This is a genomic window from Gluconobacter sp. (genome assembly GCF_047723935.1).
Lineage (GTDB): Bacteria > Pseudomonadota > Alphaproteobacteria > Acetobacterales > Acetobacteraceae > Gluconobacter.
In genome coordinates this window covers 457194-471642 of record NZ_JBDOBO010000001.1, presented here as the reverse complement: position 1 = coordinate 471642, position 14449 = coordinate 457194, and the positions used below count along the sequence as shown (strand labels likewise).

Here is a 14449-nt window from a genome sequence, read left to right as displayed (position 1 = left end):
GGGTAATCTAGCCGTTATCACGCAGTAAAATGAAGTGATCTCTCGATAGAGATATCGAGGCATATTGGAAGAGTTTGAATCTGGATTAATTACTTATTAACGAAAAGAATCTCAGGCGACGTTTCTTAATAAAAAAGCGCTCCTTAGAGCGCTTTTTTATTGTCGGTGCTTTCTGTGTTCGATTCTGGCGCCTCAGGTCTGGGCGGTCGCAGGGCATGTTCGTTGGCTTCCATGAATCTGTCAGCCAGCGCGGTGTACAGTGGGCGAGGACACACCATGCGAGAAACGCCAAACGCCAGAAAGGATGTGGCCAGCAGCGCAAGCGTGACCTGCTGATTGTCACACATCTCCATGACGATGATGGTCGCTGTGAGGGGCGATTGCGCGACGCCGCAGAAATAGGCGACTGTGCCCAGCAGTACGACTGCGCCGGGTGTAGTGTGGGGCAGAAACTGCTCAACCCAGCCTCCAATAGCAGCACCAATCGCCAGGGATGGTGCAAACATGCCGCCCGGAATGCCTGAGCAATAGGACACCAGCATCGCGAGATATTTCAGGACAAAGAAAGAGGCTGGATAGTGCTCTGTTCCTGAAAAGATAGCGCGAGCCTGTGCATAGCCCGTTCCATAGGTTGTTCCTTTGGAGATCAGGCCAATGATAGCCAGTACGAGCCCACAAGCGGCAGCAAACGCGATGGGGCGTTTTCCGGCAAAACGTCCGACGGGGCCAGGAAGGCCCCGCGATGCCTTGATGACCAGTGCTGCAAACGTTCCGCCTGCCAGTCCGCCGAGGATGCCGCAGGTCAGCACCGCGATCCACGCTGTGCCAACAGGGATATCAACGTCTGCATGGCCGAAATAGGTGTAGTTTCCCAACAGCGCGATTGCCGTCACACCGGAAACGACAACGACGGTCAGTGTCCGTCCGGATGTACGCTGTTCGAAGGAATGTGAGAGTTCCTCGATCGCAAAGACGATGCCGGCCAGTGGCGTATTGAATGCTGCGGCCATACCAGCGGCGCCACCAGCAAGGATCATGCTGCGCTTTGCAGCGATGTTGGATTGTCCCAGCAGACGCGAAAAGGCATGCATGATGGATGCCCCGACCTGAACGCTCGGGCCTTCGCGCCCGATCGAAGCACCGCAGAGCAGGCCCAGACAGGTCAGAAGAATCTTTCCAACAGAAATCTTGAGCGCCAGAACCCTGTCCACCATCGTGTAATTCTCGATGTGCAGGGTGGCGATTGTTTGCGGAATGCCTGACCCCTGTGCGCCTTTGAAAAGGGTTCGGGTCATCCATGTGATGAAGGCAAGCCCTGCTGGAGCGACAAACAGCATCGCCCAGGGGTGCCATTCCAGAATTCGTGTTCTCAGGTCAGCCGCTGCGTCGCCCATGCGTGCGAAAAGCACGGCAACAACACCAATCAGAACGGCGCCAATCCAGTAAATGACAGTGCGTCGCCATTGGGTTGTGGTGGCGCGGGCTGAACGTCTCAGATGATGAATACGGTCTTTACGGCGCAGGGCGTGCTGCGAGGACAGATGCCCCGGTGGAAGAGGCTTGGGAGCGGAGCCTGAAGAAGGGGGCAAAGTATCGGCCAATGGAGGACGTCCAGGAAGGAGTGTCGGGCAAGGGAAGATACGCCCGGTACAAACTCCGCGCGTTACATGTCCGGTCCTGCCAGCCTTCTTCGCGCCGGGTCAAGAAGTCTGAACCGATCAAGTAGAAAAATCAGAGGCATGTACAACCCGAAACCGGAAAGACTGTCGCAGCAAACGCATGTTCGGAGGGCCGCCTCTTTTACAGTCAAAGCCTTATGGTTTGGTTTCTACTGTAAGGCGTGGTCTGAGATTGGAGACTTCTGGTCAAAGAAACTGATAATGGTAGTAAAATTTACCGTTCAGGAGAGAACCAGAATGCCGGAATGCTTGGCTTTGTCAGCAGGTTCGACATGAATATGAATTGAAGCTCGGCCCAGTTCTTCCCTCAGCCCCGCTTCGATCCGGTCACAGATTTCATGAGCGTCATGCACACTCATTTCGCTCGGGACCACAAGGTGGAATTCTACGAAATGCAATACCCCGACCTTTCGCAGGCGCAGATCATGCGCTTCGAGAGCCCCTGTTCCGCTTGAGGAAATGACAGCCTTTACGGTTTCCACCGCCTCTGTGCCCGGAATTTCATCCATAAGGCCTGACATGGACAGGCTCATCATCGAGAAGCCGGCTCGCAGAACGTTCAGGGCGACCAGCGCGGACAGAACTGCATCCAGACGGTCCCATTTGATGACCGGAATCAGGGAAACGCCAATGACCAAGGCGACAGTCGCCCAGACGTCAGACTGAACATGCTCGCCCGCAGCCAGCAGAGCCTGTGATGAATTCTTCCGGCCAAACCCGATGAGGACGCGTGCCCAGACCAGATTGACGACACCGGCCAGCGCATTCAGTGCAACGCCCTGGAACGGGGCATGGACCGGCGTGGGGTGCATCCAGTCATGCACGGCAACAACCAGAATGCCGAGTGCCGTCAGAACAACCAGAACGCCTTCAATGACGGCGGACAGGTATTCTGCCTTGCCATGGCCATAAGGGTGGTTGTCGTCGGCGGGGAGAGCCGCAATGGAGAGTGCCCACAAGGTACCAAATGCCGCAATGACATTCAGAATGGTTTCAATCGCATCGGACAGCAGGGCATCTGAGCCGGACACCCAGAATGCTGCGTACTTGATGGCCAGAACCACTACGCTCACCCCGATGGAAGCGTAGGCAATCTTGATGCGCGTTGAAATCATTGAAGCTTTCAGCAGCAGACCTGTTGCAGATCGCAGGATGCTGGTGAACTTTCGATCTGGAAGGTGGGGTGAGAAATTTTGAACTTGTCACGCAGAAGGATTGTGGCGTGCGTGATGATCTGCTCAGGGCTCTGCAATGTGGCCTCATCCCGGATGAGATGTACAGTCAGAGCGGTTTCAGTCGTGCTCATGGGCCAGATGTGCAGGTGATGCAGCCCGCTCACACCGGGAACGGCCAATAGGGCGGCCTGAACGTCAGCAGGTACAATCCCGGCAGGAACGCCATCAAGGGATAGGGACACCGACCCTTTAAGCAGGGACCATGTTGCGACAATGATGGACACAGAGACAATCAGGCTGACGATCGGGTCAATGATCTGAAATCCGGTCCATGTGATCAGGAGCCCTGCAATCACAACGGCAAAGGCCATCATGGCATCAGACGCCATATGCATGAACGCACCGCGAATATTGAGGTCGTTCGAGGCCCCCTTCATGAAAAGGAGGGCGGTAAATGCGTTGACCGCAATTCCGACGAGCGCCACCCAACTGACGACTGTTCCCTCAACAGGCGCGTTGGCGAAAAGCCGAACGATGGATTCCCAGATGATCCCGCCTGTCACCAGGAGCAGGACTGTCGCATTCACGAAGGCCGCAAGAATGGTGGAACGGCGCAGGCCATAGGTGAAGCGTGTGGTAGGGGCACGACGGGCCAGACTTTCGGCCAGCCATGCTGCGCCAAGGCCCAGAATGTCCGACAGGTTGTGTCCTGCGTCTGCCAGAAGGGACAGGGAGTGTGCCCAGACGCCCCAGAGGGCTTCGGCAACGACATAAACCGTGTTCAGGATGATCCCGATAGCGAACGCACGGCCGAAATTCGCCGGTGCATGCGTATGTGGACGCCCGAAACCAAACCCGTGATCATGCCCGTCACAGCCCTCATGGTCATGATCCTGGTGATCATGAGAGGCATGGTCGTGCCCATCCGCATGAGAATGGTCATGATCGGTGTGGTCATGGCCGTGTGCGCACGTAGGGTTGTGATCTGATGTCATGTCCGGGCAAATCTGTGGCTGATGTCCTTCTTCATACAGCATCTCGTTCCATCAACCCAAGCGATGATCTGGCTCTTGCAGAATTGTCGGGGTTGATGCGGGTAGGGGGGTGGTTTTCCCATGCCGTGGCTGGACGCGCCGGTTATATTCCGTAACAAAGAGGAGGCCTAACCCTGCAATGTCAGCAGAGGGGGACTTGCAGGGAGAGTGTCCATGAAAGGCACCGTTCTCGGATTTGATGTTCAGACGGGCGAAGGCGTGATCCTGAATGATCAGGACGTTCGGTATGCATTTTCGAAAATGAACTGGCGGGACACTCTGGCGCCCATGAAGGGGCAGCGGGTGGATTTCGAGCCTTGGGGCACAATGGCCAACAATGTGTTTCTGGATATTCAGTTCGGGCAGTTTACGTCTTTGCCTGCTGCGGACATGTCTTTTACGGATGCGGTCAGGGCCTGCCTGCGCCGGGCAACGGATTTTCAGGGCCGCTCCCGCCGGAAGGAATACTGGTATTTCAGGATTTTCGGGATCCTGTGTTCCATCGTCATTTCCATGATTTCCAGTGACCTCAGGCATGGAGGCGGCGGCATTGTCGCGTTACTGGGTATCGCAGCTTTTTTTGCGTGGCTCTATCTGTTCGTGGTGGATCTCAGCGTGTCAGTCCGACGGTTGCACGACACCGGACGCTCAGGCTGGTGGGTGCTACTATACTTTACAGTGATCGGAACCATCCCGTTGCTGATCATGATGTGCTTCGACACGGACTACCGGATCAACAAATGGGGCTATCCGGCCAAATAGCCTCAGCTTCCGCTTGAAACATATCCGGCTACGCCTCTCTGCCAGCACAGAACCATCAGGCCAAGGAACGTAAAGCCCATTCCCGGCGAGAGCAGGCCGAACCAGATGGGCATACCCAAAGGGTCAGGATGGTTCAGCATGGCGAGAGCAGGGTAGTAGCAGACGGCTGATAGCGGGAGCGCCCATGTCAGGAAGCGGCGGAGCCAGCGCGCGAACATGGTAAGCGGGTATTGTCCTGCTTCCACGCCGCCATAGGTCAGGACGTTTACAACCTCCAGCCCTTCGACCGTTACGAAACACAGGGCGGCCTGTCCGATCAGAACGCCCAGAAACATGGCGGCCCCACCCGTCACTGCCCAGGGCAAAAGCCAAACTGTCGCCCATGAGACATGTGGCGAGAGCCAGAAACCTGCTCCCATAACGAATGCCCCCTGAAGAAAGCGGCCGATCGGGCGAAGTCGCAGTTCGTGGCCAAGAAGCAGGACCAGTGTCGAGCGTGGACGAAGAAGAAGCCGGTCGAATGAGCCTGTCTTGACGTACTCGCCGCCAAAAACTTCAAAGCCGCGGCCAAGGGTTTCGGCAATCGCGAAAGACACGTTTACCAGTCCGTATAGAACGGCCACGGCGCCAATATCCCAGCCCGCGATGCTGCCAAACCGCTGGAACAGGCTCCAGATTCCGAAGAAGCTCAGCAGGGTGGTGACGAAATTTCCAATGAGCTGAAGTGCGAATGTCCCGGGATACCGCAGTTGTGCCTTGATCGAGGCTGCTGCCATCCGTCGGTAGAGGGAAAATGCATTCATGCGCCCTGAACCTCCATCCGGGAGATGGTGCGATGCATCCAGAAACGCCCCACAAGGGTGAGTGCGGCCAGCCAGAAACATTGAATGCCCAAGGCGGTCAGAACGCCGCCCGGGATGGCCATGCCCAGGTAGAGCCGAATGGGAATGTCAGAAATTCCGGCAAAAGGCTGGAACAGGAGCAACTCACGCGCCCAATCGGGATAAAGCGGCAGCGGCAGGAGCATTCCTGAGAGCAGAACAGCCAAGGGTGTGCCGACAGCATACGTTCCGAGAGGCGATAATGTTCGGGCCGTTACGATATTCCACCACATCACGATGCTTGCAGAGATGAAAGCACCGAGGATGAAGGAGCACAGAGCCAGCATTGCGGCCCATAATGAGGCGGGCGGGGCGAGGCTCCAGCCATTCAGCCCAACGAGGGCAGCGAGCGGCCCTGCAACAGCGGCAAGAAGAACTGCGCGCGGGATGGCGTTGCCAAGAAGACGGGCAAGCGAAGCCGAGAGCCACCAGTTCCACAGATCGACGGGGCGCAACAGGTCATAGACAATTGCTCCGCTCTTGGCCGCTTCACCAATAGCGGGGAGGCAGCCAAGAGGAAGCAGGGTGAAGAGGGATTGCTGGATCCAGGTGTAAGTCATGGCCTGACGCAGCGTCATGGGGGCATCTACGCCGGGGGCATGATGGTAAACCGCGGCATAGGCCATGAGGGAAATCGCGCCGAACCACATCTGCGCCACAAGCCCCGCCAGTACTGCAAGACGATATCGCAGACCAATTTTCCATTGCAGGACGAAAGACGTCACATAGGGTTTGATGGTCACGATGCGTGGTCCGCGTAGAAGCGTGTAATAATTTCTTCAATCGCCGGGCGCCCGATCCGCAGATCACCCAAGCCCGGCAGTGTCGAAAGATGCGCCACAAGCACAGGCGCGGGCAGGCGTTGCGGATCAAACGTGATCGTCACACTGCGAGAGCCACGCGCTGTTTCTGTTGCGCCATCTGGCAGAAGCAGGTCTGGCAGCGGCCCGGTAAAATCTGCTTCCAGAATACGTTCCGAGAGGGTGGTCGCCTGAAGGGCTTCAAACGGGCTATCCGCAAGAATGCGACCGTGACCGATGACGATGACCCGGTCTGCCAGGGCTTCGATATCATGCATGTCATGCGTGGTCAGAAGCACCGTTGTGCCGCGCTCGCGTCGCAGATCCCTCACAAAAGCACGTACCGCCAGCTTGGACGGGGCATCCAGCCCGATGGTGGGTTCATCCAGAATGATCACATCCGGATCATGGATCAGGGCAGCGGCGATTTCTGCCCGCATGCGTTGGCCGAGAGACAACTGCCGGACGGACTGATCCATGATGCCGTGCAGATCCAGCGCATCTGCCAGACGCTCCCGGTTGCGAAGGAACCTCGCTGGCTCCACGCTGTAAATATCCCGGAGAAGCGCCAGTCCTTCTCCAACGGAAAGATCCCACCAGAGCTGCGTGCGCTGGCCAAACACCACGCCGATACGCGCGACATGTGCGATCCGGTTTTCCCAAGGGATCAGGTTGCCAACGCGGACGGTCCCGGAGGTCGGGCGCAGAATACCCGCCAGTATTTTGATGGCAGTAGATTTCCCAGCGCCGTTCGGCCCGATGAAACCGGCAATCTCGCCTGCGGGGACGGTGAAAGAAATGCCGTCCAGAGCCGTGATTTCGCGCGTTTTGCCACGCCAGCTGCCGCCATCACGGACCTGATATGTCTTGCGGAGATCATGCACCTCAATCGCGGCAGCATTCTTCATGACGGAACAGGGCCTTCTGACGGCACCAGGGTGCCATGACGGAACGGAATAATAGTTCTGCGTGAGCTCTCCTATTCAGGCAAGTGGGAGGCCATGGTGACAGAGCGGAATGTCGTCACCACCTATTACCCACGCGCTTCCCGGATACGGTAAGAAGGGAGCAGTGTTGTGAACCTTGATCGTCAGGATGATCCAATGGCCAGTAAACGTATTCTCATGCTCGCAGGTGATTTCGTTGAAGATTACGAAATCATGGTGCCATTTCAGATGCTGCTGATGGTGGGACACAAGGTTGATGTGGTGTCACCGGGCAAGAAGGCTGGAGAGCAGGTGGCGACGGCCATCCACGACTTCGAAGGCTATCAGACTTACACTGAAAAGCGCGGTCATAACTTTACGCTGAACGCTACTTATGCAGGTGCAAAAGCGGAAGACTATGACGCACTGGTCATTCCCGGCGGCCGTGCCCCGGAGCAGCTCAGCACCGATGAGAGCGTGCTGGACCTGATCCGCGCTTTTGTCACGGCTGACAAACCGATTGCCGCTGTCTGCCATGGCCCGCAGCTTCTTGCCGCAGCGAATGTCATTTCAGGCCGCAAGGTCTCCGCTTATCCGGCCTGTCGTGCTGAAATGATCCTTGCAGGGGCTGACTATCAGACCATTGCAATTGATGGTGCTGTGACAGACGGCAAGCTCGTAACAGCGCCGGCCTGGCCAGCACATCCGGCATGGATTGGTCAGTTCTTGAAGGTTCTGGGAACCAAAATCGAAGCCTGAGCCTTTGTTCCGTCGGGAGAACCCATATGTGTGAACTCTATGTCCGTGCCGATCCGATCTTCTATGAAAGCCGCACGCGGTCGCTGCGGATTCATGGGGTCGTAACGACGATCCGGCTGGAAAACATGTTCTGGGACATCCTGACGGAAATCGCGGCGGCAGATGGCATGACCGTCAATCAACTTATCACCAAGCTTTCGGACGAAATCCTCGAACTGCGTGGTGAACTGCCAAATATGGCGTCGTTTCTGCGTGTCAGTTGCCTTCGCTATCTGGACCGGGAACGACGCGTGCCGTCAGGTTCCAGTTCCGCCGTTGGTCAGACTGTTGCCTTGCGTCGGGTTGGATAATCGATACGGCGCAGCAAAGAGGCATTGGCGGAAAGGCTCGCAAAATCGTACAGAAGGACCATGACGACTCCTTCTTCCCCACAGGGCCAGAAACCTGGCAGCAATCCCTTGTCCTCGCGACGCGCAGAACACGTCATGGAACGTGCCTTTTTCGCAACCCGCTGGATTGCCGCACCGCTTTATTTCGGCCTGACCATCGGGCTGCTGCTGGTGGCCTTCAAGTTCTTCCAGCAGCTTCTGGGTCTTGTTCTCAAGGCAACAGGCCTGGATTTCGATGACGTTTTCGTTGGTGTGCTGGATCTGATCGATCTGGTCCTGCTGGCGAACCTGCTGCTGATCGTCATGTTCTCGGGCTACGAGAACTTTGTTTCCCGTCTCGATATCCGTCAGCACGAGGACTATCCGTCATGGATTGGTCACGTGACGTTCGGGGATATCAAGATCAAGCTCATGGCGTCCATCGTCGCCATGTCTGCCATCCATGTTCTGGCTGATTTCATTCGTGTGGATGACACCTCCACGCGCGCTCTGGAATGGAGCGTCGGGATTCATCTGGCCTTCGTTGTGTCCGGTGTTCTGATGGCCGTCATGGATCGCATCATGGAAGGTTCTCCGGATACGCATCACGCCGATCCGCAGCCTGACGCCGCCCAGCACAAAGAAAAGCACGACGCATGATTCGCCTGACAGAACTGCGCCTGCCGCTGGAGCACTCTGAAGAGGCGCTCCGGGAGGCGGTGCTGACGCGCCTCAATATCCCGTCTGAGGCCCTGAAAAGTTTCAAGATCGCCCGACGCGGATACGATGCCCGAAAGCGCGGCCACATCGTTCTGGTGTACAGCATCGACTGTGACGTGACGGACGAGGCGTCTGTCCTTGCGGCTCACGAAGCGGACCAGCATGTTCGCTCTGCGCCTGACACAACCTATCATATTCCCAAAGCCACCTTGCCCGAAGGGATGCCGCGCCCCGTGGTTATCGGGGCAGGCCCTTGCGGGATCATGGCGGCGCTGACGCTCGCGCAGGCCGGTCTCAAGCCTATCATCATCGAGCGTGGCAAAGAGGTTCGCGCCCGAACGGTTGATACGTTTGCCCTTTGGCGGAAATCCGTCCTGACGCCCGAGAGCAATGTCCAGTTTGGCGAAGGCGGAGCCGGGACGTTCTCTGACGGCAAGCTCTACTCTGGCGTGTCCGACCCCCGCAATCTGGGCCGACGTGTCATTGAAGAGTTTGTTCGGGCCGGTGCGCCGGAAGAGATCCTGTACGTCTCCAAGCCTCATATCGGGACCTTCCGACTGGTCACGATGGTGATGTTCATCCGTGAGGAAATCGAACGTCTCGGCGGCGAGTACCGGTTTGAGACGCGCGTCGATGGCTTTGACATGGAAGGTGAGGGAACAGAACGCCGTCTGCGAGGCCTGCGCCTCTCAACGGGAGAGACCCTGCCTGCCGAGCGCGTTATCCTGGCCGTTGGGCATTCTGCACGCGACACGTTCGAAATGCTCCGCGATGCGAATGTCGCCATGGATGCCAAGCCGTTCTCTATCGGTGTACGGATCGAACATCCCCAGTCTGTCATTGATACAGCCCGTTTCGGCTCATACGCTGGGAACGATCTGCTGGGGGCCGCTGATTACAAGCTGGTTCATCACGCGTCGAATGGCCGGGCTGTGTATTCGTTCTGCATGTGCCCGGGCGGACAGGTCGTAGCGGCGACGTCTGAAATCGGGCAGGTCGTGACCAATGGCATGAGCCAGTATTCCCGTGCCGAACGGAATGCGAATAGTGGAATTGTCGTTGAAGTGACGCCGGAAAAGGACTTTCCGAACGATGTTCTGGCGGGTGTCGAACTTCAGCGGAAATGGGAAAAGGCAGCATTTGTGGCCGGTGGTGGTGATTACCGTGCTCCTGCCCAGCGCGTCGGGGATTTTCTGGCCGGTCGCCCTTCCACAACGCTGGGTGACGTCGTGCCGTCCTACCAGCCGGGTGTGACACCAACTGATCTGACACTCTGTCTGCCGGATTTTGTTTCGGACGCCATTCGTGAGGCCTTGCCGCGTTTTGAACGCAAGCTGAAGGGCTTCTCGATGGATGATGCTGTCATGACCGGAGTGGAAACGCGTACATCTTCCCCGATCCGGCTTCAGCGAGACCGTGATGGCCAGAGCCCAACATTGCGTGGGCTTTTCCCTGCGGGAGAAGGGGCAGGATACGCCGGCGGTATCCTGTCCGCCGGCATAGATGGAATCCGTACCGCCGAGTGGCTGGCAGCCTCTCTTTAAGAGGCTGCTTCTTCGTCGCCTTCCATGGTTTCGCCCGGAAGGTGCTTCGGCTGAAGCAGGGCGATACCGGCTGTGACAGCACTGGACCCGACCACGAAGGCTTCCGCAGTGAGCGGGAGCGTGATCGGTGTCCGGCCAATTCCCGGAATCAGCCATCCGGCAATACCCTGCCCGATAGACCCTAGAGCATAACCCAGCCCCATTCCGAAGCTACGTGTCTCGGAAGGAAAGCATTTCGCCAGATAATGCGGCACGAGGGCGAAGATACCAGACGCAGCAGCACCCATAACGAAGGCTGCCGTCAGCAGCATGCTCCAGGACGGAGCGCTTAGGAACGGCCAGATTGTCAGAACGACAATCGCAATCGCCCCGAGCATGACCTTCAGGTCACCCCATCGTTCTGCCAGCCAGCCACACAGGATTTTTCCAGCGAAGGATCCGATGCAGTAGAGGGTAATGGGAATGAAGATATCCTGCGGTGTCAGGTGATGGCTGCCACGCAGGATCGTGGGGTAAAATGTGTAAATGGCCGCTTTCTGAAATTCCAGAAACGCCATGAAGGCAATTGCCTGTATGGCCGCTCCGTTCAGGCGGAATTTTACCTTGGGAAGAGGCTGTGTCGGCGTTTTGGCCTGACCGGCCGCGCGGTCTGCCCGGTTCCGCAGCCAGACCGGGCTTTCCTTGACCCCGAGGCGAATGAAAATCGCAAGGAGAGCAGGCGCCAGTCCGATAAAGAACAGCACACGCCAGCCATAATGCGGCAGGATCAGAGCCTGCGCTCCGGCTGCTGCAAAATATCCGACTTCATAACCTGACATCATGAGTGCAGACGCCATCGGGCGTGTCCAGGCGGGAACGCTTTCCATCAGCAGGGCTGCAGAGGCCGTCCATTCGCCACCAAAACCGATGCCGAACAGGAACTGGACAATGCCCAGCATCAGAAGACTGTGGGACAGGCCCGTCATGGCAGAAAAGACACCGAACCAGACTACGCCGAGCATAAAGGCCAGACGACGGCCATAACGGTCCGCGAGCCAGCCCCAGCTTGTATTGCCTATGGCGCGTCCAAGGGATTGGGCTGTCAGAACCATCCCCAGTGTGCCGATGGTGCAGCTGAAATCATGAGCGATGTCCGGCAGTGTGAACATCAGGGATGTCTGGTCAAAAGCGTCCAGAAACCATCCCAGGAAAGACGCAAACGTCACCTGCCAGAAAGGTAGCAAAGCCTTGAGAGAGTTGCGGGAAGACGTGTTCGGGGCGGAGCGAGAGAGAGCATCCGTCATCAACAATGTCCTGACAGGCAGATTGAACCTGCGCGCTTGAAGGAAGTGGCACGGAAAATCCGCTGGAGCAAAATCGGTAGCAGAATTGTCCTGATTGAGCGAACGAAGAATTTGACTCTTGGTTCCTCGGCGATTTTGTTGAAACCCCACGGGAACGTGAGCGAAAAACGGCTGTTGTTAAGGGAAAATTAGCCTTCTCCCGTCATTCTGTCGCGCAGATGGAACAGGAGATGTTCGAAATTGGATGATGCAGGACAGGATGTCAGTTTTGCGGATGCAGCCTCTTTTGGCCCCGAAGTGACTGGCACTGTGACCAGAGACCGAAGAGATGATCCTGTGAGGTCCGACACGAACATTTCTCCGACAAACGCCACGATGTTTGCCACGACCCTGCGCAGTCGTCGAGCGCGCCAGAAAAGTGCTCTGCCGCCTTTGCGATGGCTGCCTCGCATGGCGGCTAGCCGGGCGGGAATGGAAAAGCTGATTGGCGCGCAGGTGGACATGAGCCAGCTCTGGCTGGCTATCCCCCGCCGCACCGTCCGGCGAAGTCGCCGCAAGCCGCTTGAGCAGCAGCGGAGAGAATTTGATCTGGAGCTTCTGCAGGTTGCCTGTACGCAGGCGGCAGGCTGGCCGGATGGTATGCGTCTGATGGTCTCACTCGAAGACGATCAGGCACCGGATGCAGCGTTCAACAGTCGTTTGAACTGTGTTCTGGCTCAGAGCGGGTTTCCCATTTCGCGTCTGGATCTGGTTTTTCAGGAAAGCGGGATCGCTCAGGAGGAGCGCGAAGTCTGTTACACTCTGGCGTCTCTTCGTGATCGAGGCGTTCAGATCTTCACGAACGGCTTTGGGTCTTCAGTCTCCAGCCTGACTTTGCTGAGGGAGCGCGCCATTAGCGGTCTATTAGACGGTGTTCAGTTTGATCTGGCTGTTCTGTCGGCGTCCAGCTTAACCTGGAATCCGCAGGGCGATGTTCCAGAGCTCGATGAAGGTGCAGTTGTGTTCTATCGGGCCGCTCTTGAGGCCGTCAAAGCGCTTGGTTTGTGCATTCGTGCTACAGGAGTAGATACGCCAAAGCAGCTGGAATTTGTGCAGAAAACCGGTTGCTCCGAGGCGTCCGGGCTCATTTTAGCTGGAGCTGAAACGACCGCTCAGATCAATGAGCGCTTTGCAAGTGTGGAGGGTCGTTCAAAGAGGCGGCGCATGACCCGTACGGCTGAAGGCCTCTAATGAGAAAACGGCAGCTATCTTCGATAGGTGACAATAGCTGCCGTTCAGGTTCTCATATCTTACACTGGTACTGGAACAGGCGTTCTGGATCTACGCGAAGCAAATTGGCAAGCATGGGCAGAACGCCTGTCAGCGCATCCTCTATGGCCTCAAGGGACTGCCCCGTTTGATCCGCAATATATTTGAGGTGTTTCTCACCCATGAGAGTTTCGACTTCCTTGGGGGTGAGAGGGTTGCTTTCCGTATTGTGAATTTCGCTCACACGGGTCGCAAGATGACAGTCGTCACGCATCAGTCGGATGGTCACTTCTGTCAGCCCTGATCTGTCCATGCTGGCATTGCTAAGCCAGTCACCAAAACGGACGAATAGGGAGGTGGATTTTTGGCCTTTGGTCTCGGTCGTGGTTGTCATGACCCGTACTCCTCATCAAGAGAGAGACTGGCCGCATCCGGGGGGACTTGGCCCTACAGTAACAACGTTTGAATCGAGCGTGTGTAGCATGAGGCGGAAACACCTTTGCGTGATGTTCCCGCCTTGGCCAGTCAGTCGAGGGGGCCGCTTTCCACCAGAACGATTTCTGCATCTTCCAGCGCAGTTATGACGATACTGTCCACATCGGTCAGAGCTGCACCGTCCCGCGTTGCAACGGTTCGCCCATCGATTTCCAGGCTTCCTGTCGCCGGCACGAGATAGGAGAAGTTTTCCCGGCTGGTTTCGAAGGTCAGGGTTTCGCCAGCTTTCAGGGTTGCTCCCAGAACGCGGCCCTTGGCCCGGATCGGCAGGGCATCATCTTCCGGAAAGCCGGAGGCAAGGGTTACGAACCGTCCATTGCGGGCATCTTTTGGGAATGGACGTGTGCCCCAGCTTGGCGTGCCGCCTGGTTCATTGGGAATGATCCAGATCTGGAACAGGGTTGTGTCTTCCGTCTCCTTGTTGAACTCGGCATGGACGATACCGCTGCCAGCAGACATGACCTGAACATCGCCAGCTTCCGTACGGCCTTTGTTGCCAAGGCTGTCTTCGTGAGAAATGGCTCCGGTGCGAACATAGGTGATGATTTCCATGTCCTTGTGCGGATGAGCGCCGAAGCCTGTCCCACCTTCGATTTTATCATCGTTCCAGACGCGCAGACGGCCCCAGTGCATGCGGTGCCGATCTGTGTAGCCAGCGAAAGAGAAATGATGCCGGGCGTCCAGCCATCCATGGTTGGCGTGGCCAAGCGAGGAGAAGGGTCTGATATCGAGCATTGGTCGCTCCTCAGTAAAGGTTATAGCCTTCAAGATGGGC

General features: G+C 57.0%; 15 protein-coding genes. 6 read left to right on the top strand and 9 right to left on the bottom strand.

The genetic code is table 11. The features are described from left to right. Positions 1-143 precede the first annotated feature (143 nt). The 3 genes from ABF979_RS02195 to ABF979_RS02185 all read right to left on the bottom strand — a co-directional run bounded on the left by ABF979_RS02195 (position 144) and on the right by ABF979_RS02185 (position 3849). Positions 144-1601, bottom strand: a complete 1458-nt coding sequence (locus tag ABF979_RS02195; RefSeq protein WP_415557530.1) for a chloride channel protein — start codon at positions 1599-1601, stop codon at positions 144-146. A 299-nt stretch (positions 1602-1900) separates the two neighbouring features. Continuing rightward, positions 1901-2794: a cation diffusion facilitator family transporter gene (locus ABF979_RS02190; RefSeq protein WP_415557529.1), complete on the bottom strand. Its 894-nt coding sequence runs from the start codon at positions 2792-2794 to the stop codon at positions 1901-1903. Positions 2795-2802: 8 nt separating this feature from the next. Next, positions 2803-3849, bottom strand: a complete 1047-nt coding sequence (locus tag ABF979_RS02185) for a cation diffusion facilitator family transporter (RefSeq protein WP_415557528.1) — start codon at positions 3847-3849, stop codon at positions 2803-2805. A 213-nt stretch (positions 3850-4062) separates the two neighbouring features. On the opposite strand from ABF979_RS02185, the gene ABF979_RS02180 reads away from it, so the two are divergent. Then, positions 4063-4650: a DUF805 domain-containing protein gene (locus tag ABF979_RS02180; protein WP_046899992.1), complete on the top strand. Its 588-nt coding sequence runs from the start codon at positions 4063-4065 to the stop codon at positions 4648-4650. A 2-nt stretch (positions 4651-4652) separates the two neighbouring features. Here ABF979_RS02180 and ABF979_RS02175 read toward each other — a convergent pair whose 3' ends face one another. Genes ABF979_RS02175 through ABF979_RS02165 form a run of 3 tightly spaced genes read right to left on the bottom strand, consistent with a single transcriptional unit; the run spans position 4653 to position 7239 of the window. Then, a complete protein-coding gene (locus ABF979_RS02175; protein WP_202206376.1) occupies positions 4653-5453 on the bottom strand; it encodes an ABC transporter permease in 801 nt (266 codons plus the stop codon). Continuing rightward, positions 5450-6274 carry an ABC transporter permease gene (locus ABF979_RS02170; RefSeq protein ID WP_415557527.1) on the bottom strand — a complete coding sequence of 275 codons (825 nt, stop codon included), beginning with the start codon at positions 6272-6274 and terminating at the stop codon, positions 5450-5452. The genes ABF979_RS02175 and ABF979_RS02170 overlap by 4 nt, the downstream gene beginning before the upstream one ends. Further along, positions 6271-7239 (bottom strand): ATP-binding cassette domain-containing protein, encoded by a 969-nt coding sequence (locus ABF979_RS02165; RefSeq protein WP_211509352.1) that lies wholly within the window; start codon positions 7237-7239, stop codon positions 6271-6273. Before ABF979_RS02165 ends, ABF979_RS02170 begins: the two co-directional genes overlap by 4 nt. Positions 7240-7434: 195 nt before the next feature. Between ABF979_RS02165 and ABF979_RS02160 the strand changes: the two genes are divergently transcribed. From ABF979_RS02160 to ABF979_RS02145, 4 genes are read left to right on the top strand one after another with little or no spacing between them, the layout of a single operon-like run. Further along, positions 7435-8016 (top strand): DJ-1/PfpI family protein, encoded by a 582-nt coding sequence (locus tag ABF979_RS02160; RefSeq protein WP_415557546.1) that lies wholly within the window; start codon positions 7435-7437, stop codon positions 8014-8016. Positions 8017-8042: 26 nt separating this feature from the next. Beyond that, on the top strand, positions 8043-8366 hold the full coding sequence (locus tag ABF979_RS02155; RefSeq protein ID WP_211495949.1) for a ribbon-helix-helix domain-containing protein: 324 nt from the start codon (positions 8043-8045) through the stop codon (positions 8364-8366). A 60-nt stretch (positions 8367-8426) separates the two neighbouring features. After that, the gene (locus tag ABF979_RS02150) at positions 8427-9044 is read left to right on the top strand and encodes a TIGR00645 family protein (RefSeq protein WP_064273814.1); all 618 of its coding nucleotides are present in this window, start codon (positions 8427-8429) and stop codon (positions 9042-9044) included. After that, complete coding sequence (locus ABF979_RS02145; protein ID WP_415557526.1) at positions 9041-10648, top strand: NAD(P)/FAD-dependent oxidoreductase; 1608 nt, start codon at positions 9041-9043, stop codon at positions 10646-10648. Before ABF979_RS02150 ends, ABF979_RS02145 begins: the two co-directional genes overlap by 4 nt. On the opposite strand, the gene ABF979_RS02140 is transcribed toward ABF979_RS02145, so the two are convergent. Continuing rightward, positions 10645-11931 (bottom strand): MFS transporter, encoded by a 1287-nt coding sequence (locus ABF979_RS02140; RefSeq protein ID WP_415557525.1) that lies wholly within the window; start codon positions 11929-11931, stop codon positions 10645-10647. The two genes, ABF979_RS02145 and ABF979_RS02140, sit on opposite strands and share 4 nt — an antisense overlap. A gap of 240 nt (positions 11932-12171) precedes the next feature. On the opposite strand from ABF979_RS02140, the gene ABF979_RS02135 reads away from it, so the two are divergent. Continuing rightward, complete coding sequence (locus tag ABF979_RS02135; protein ID WP_415557524.1) at positions 12172-13161, top strand: EAL domain-containing protein; 990 nt, start codon at positions 12172-12174, stop codon at positions 13159-13161. Between the two features lie 52 nt (positions 13162-13213). Here ABF979_RS02135 and ABF979_RS02130 read toward each other — a convergent pair whose 3' ends face one another. Both ABF979_RS02130 and ABF979_RS02125 read right to left on the bottom strand, forming a co-directional pair. Further along, positions 13214-13573 carry a YidB family protein gene (locus tag ABF979_RS02130; RefSeq protein ID WP_215749086.1) on the bottom strand — a complete coding sequence of 120 codons (360 nt, stop codon included), beginning with the start codon at positions 13571-13573 and terminating at the stop codon, positions 13214-13216. Positions 13574-13704: 131 nt separating this feature from the next. Then, the gene (locus ABF979_RS02125; protein ID WP_415557523.1) at positions 13705-14409 is read right to left on the bottom strand and encodes a pirin family protein; all 705 of its coding nucleotides are present in this window, start codon (positions 14407-14409) and stop codon (positions 13705-13707) included. Between the last annotated feature and the right edge of the window lie 40 nt (positions 14410-14449).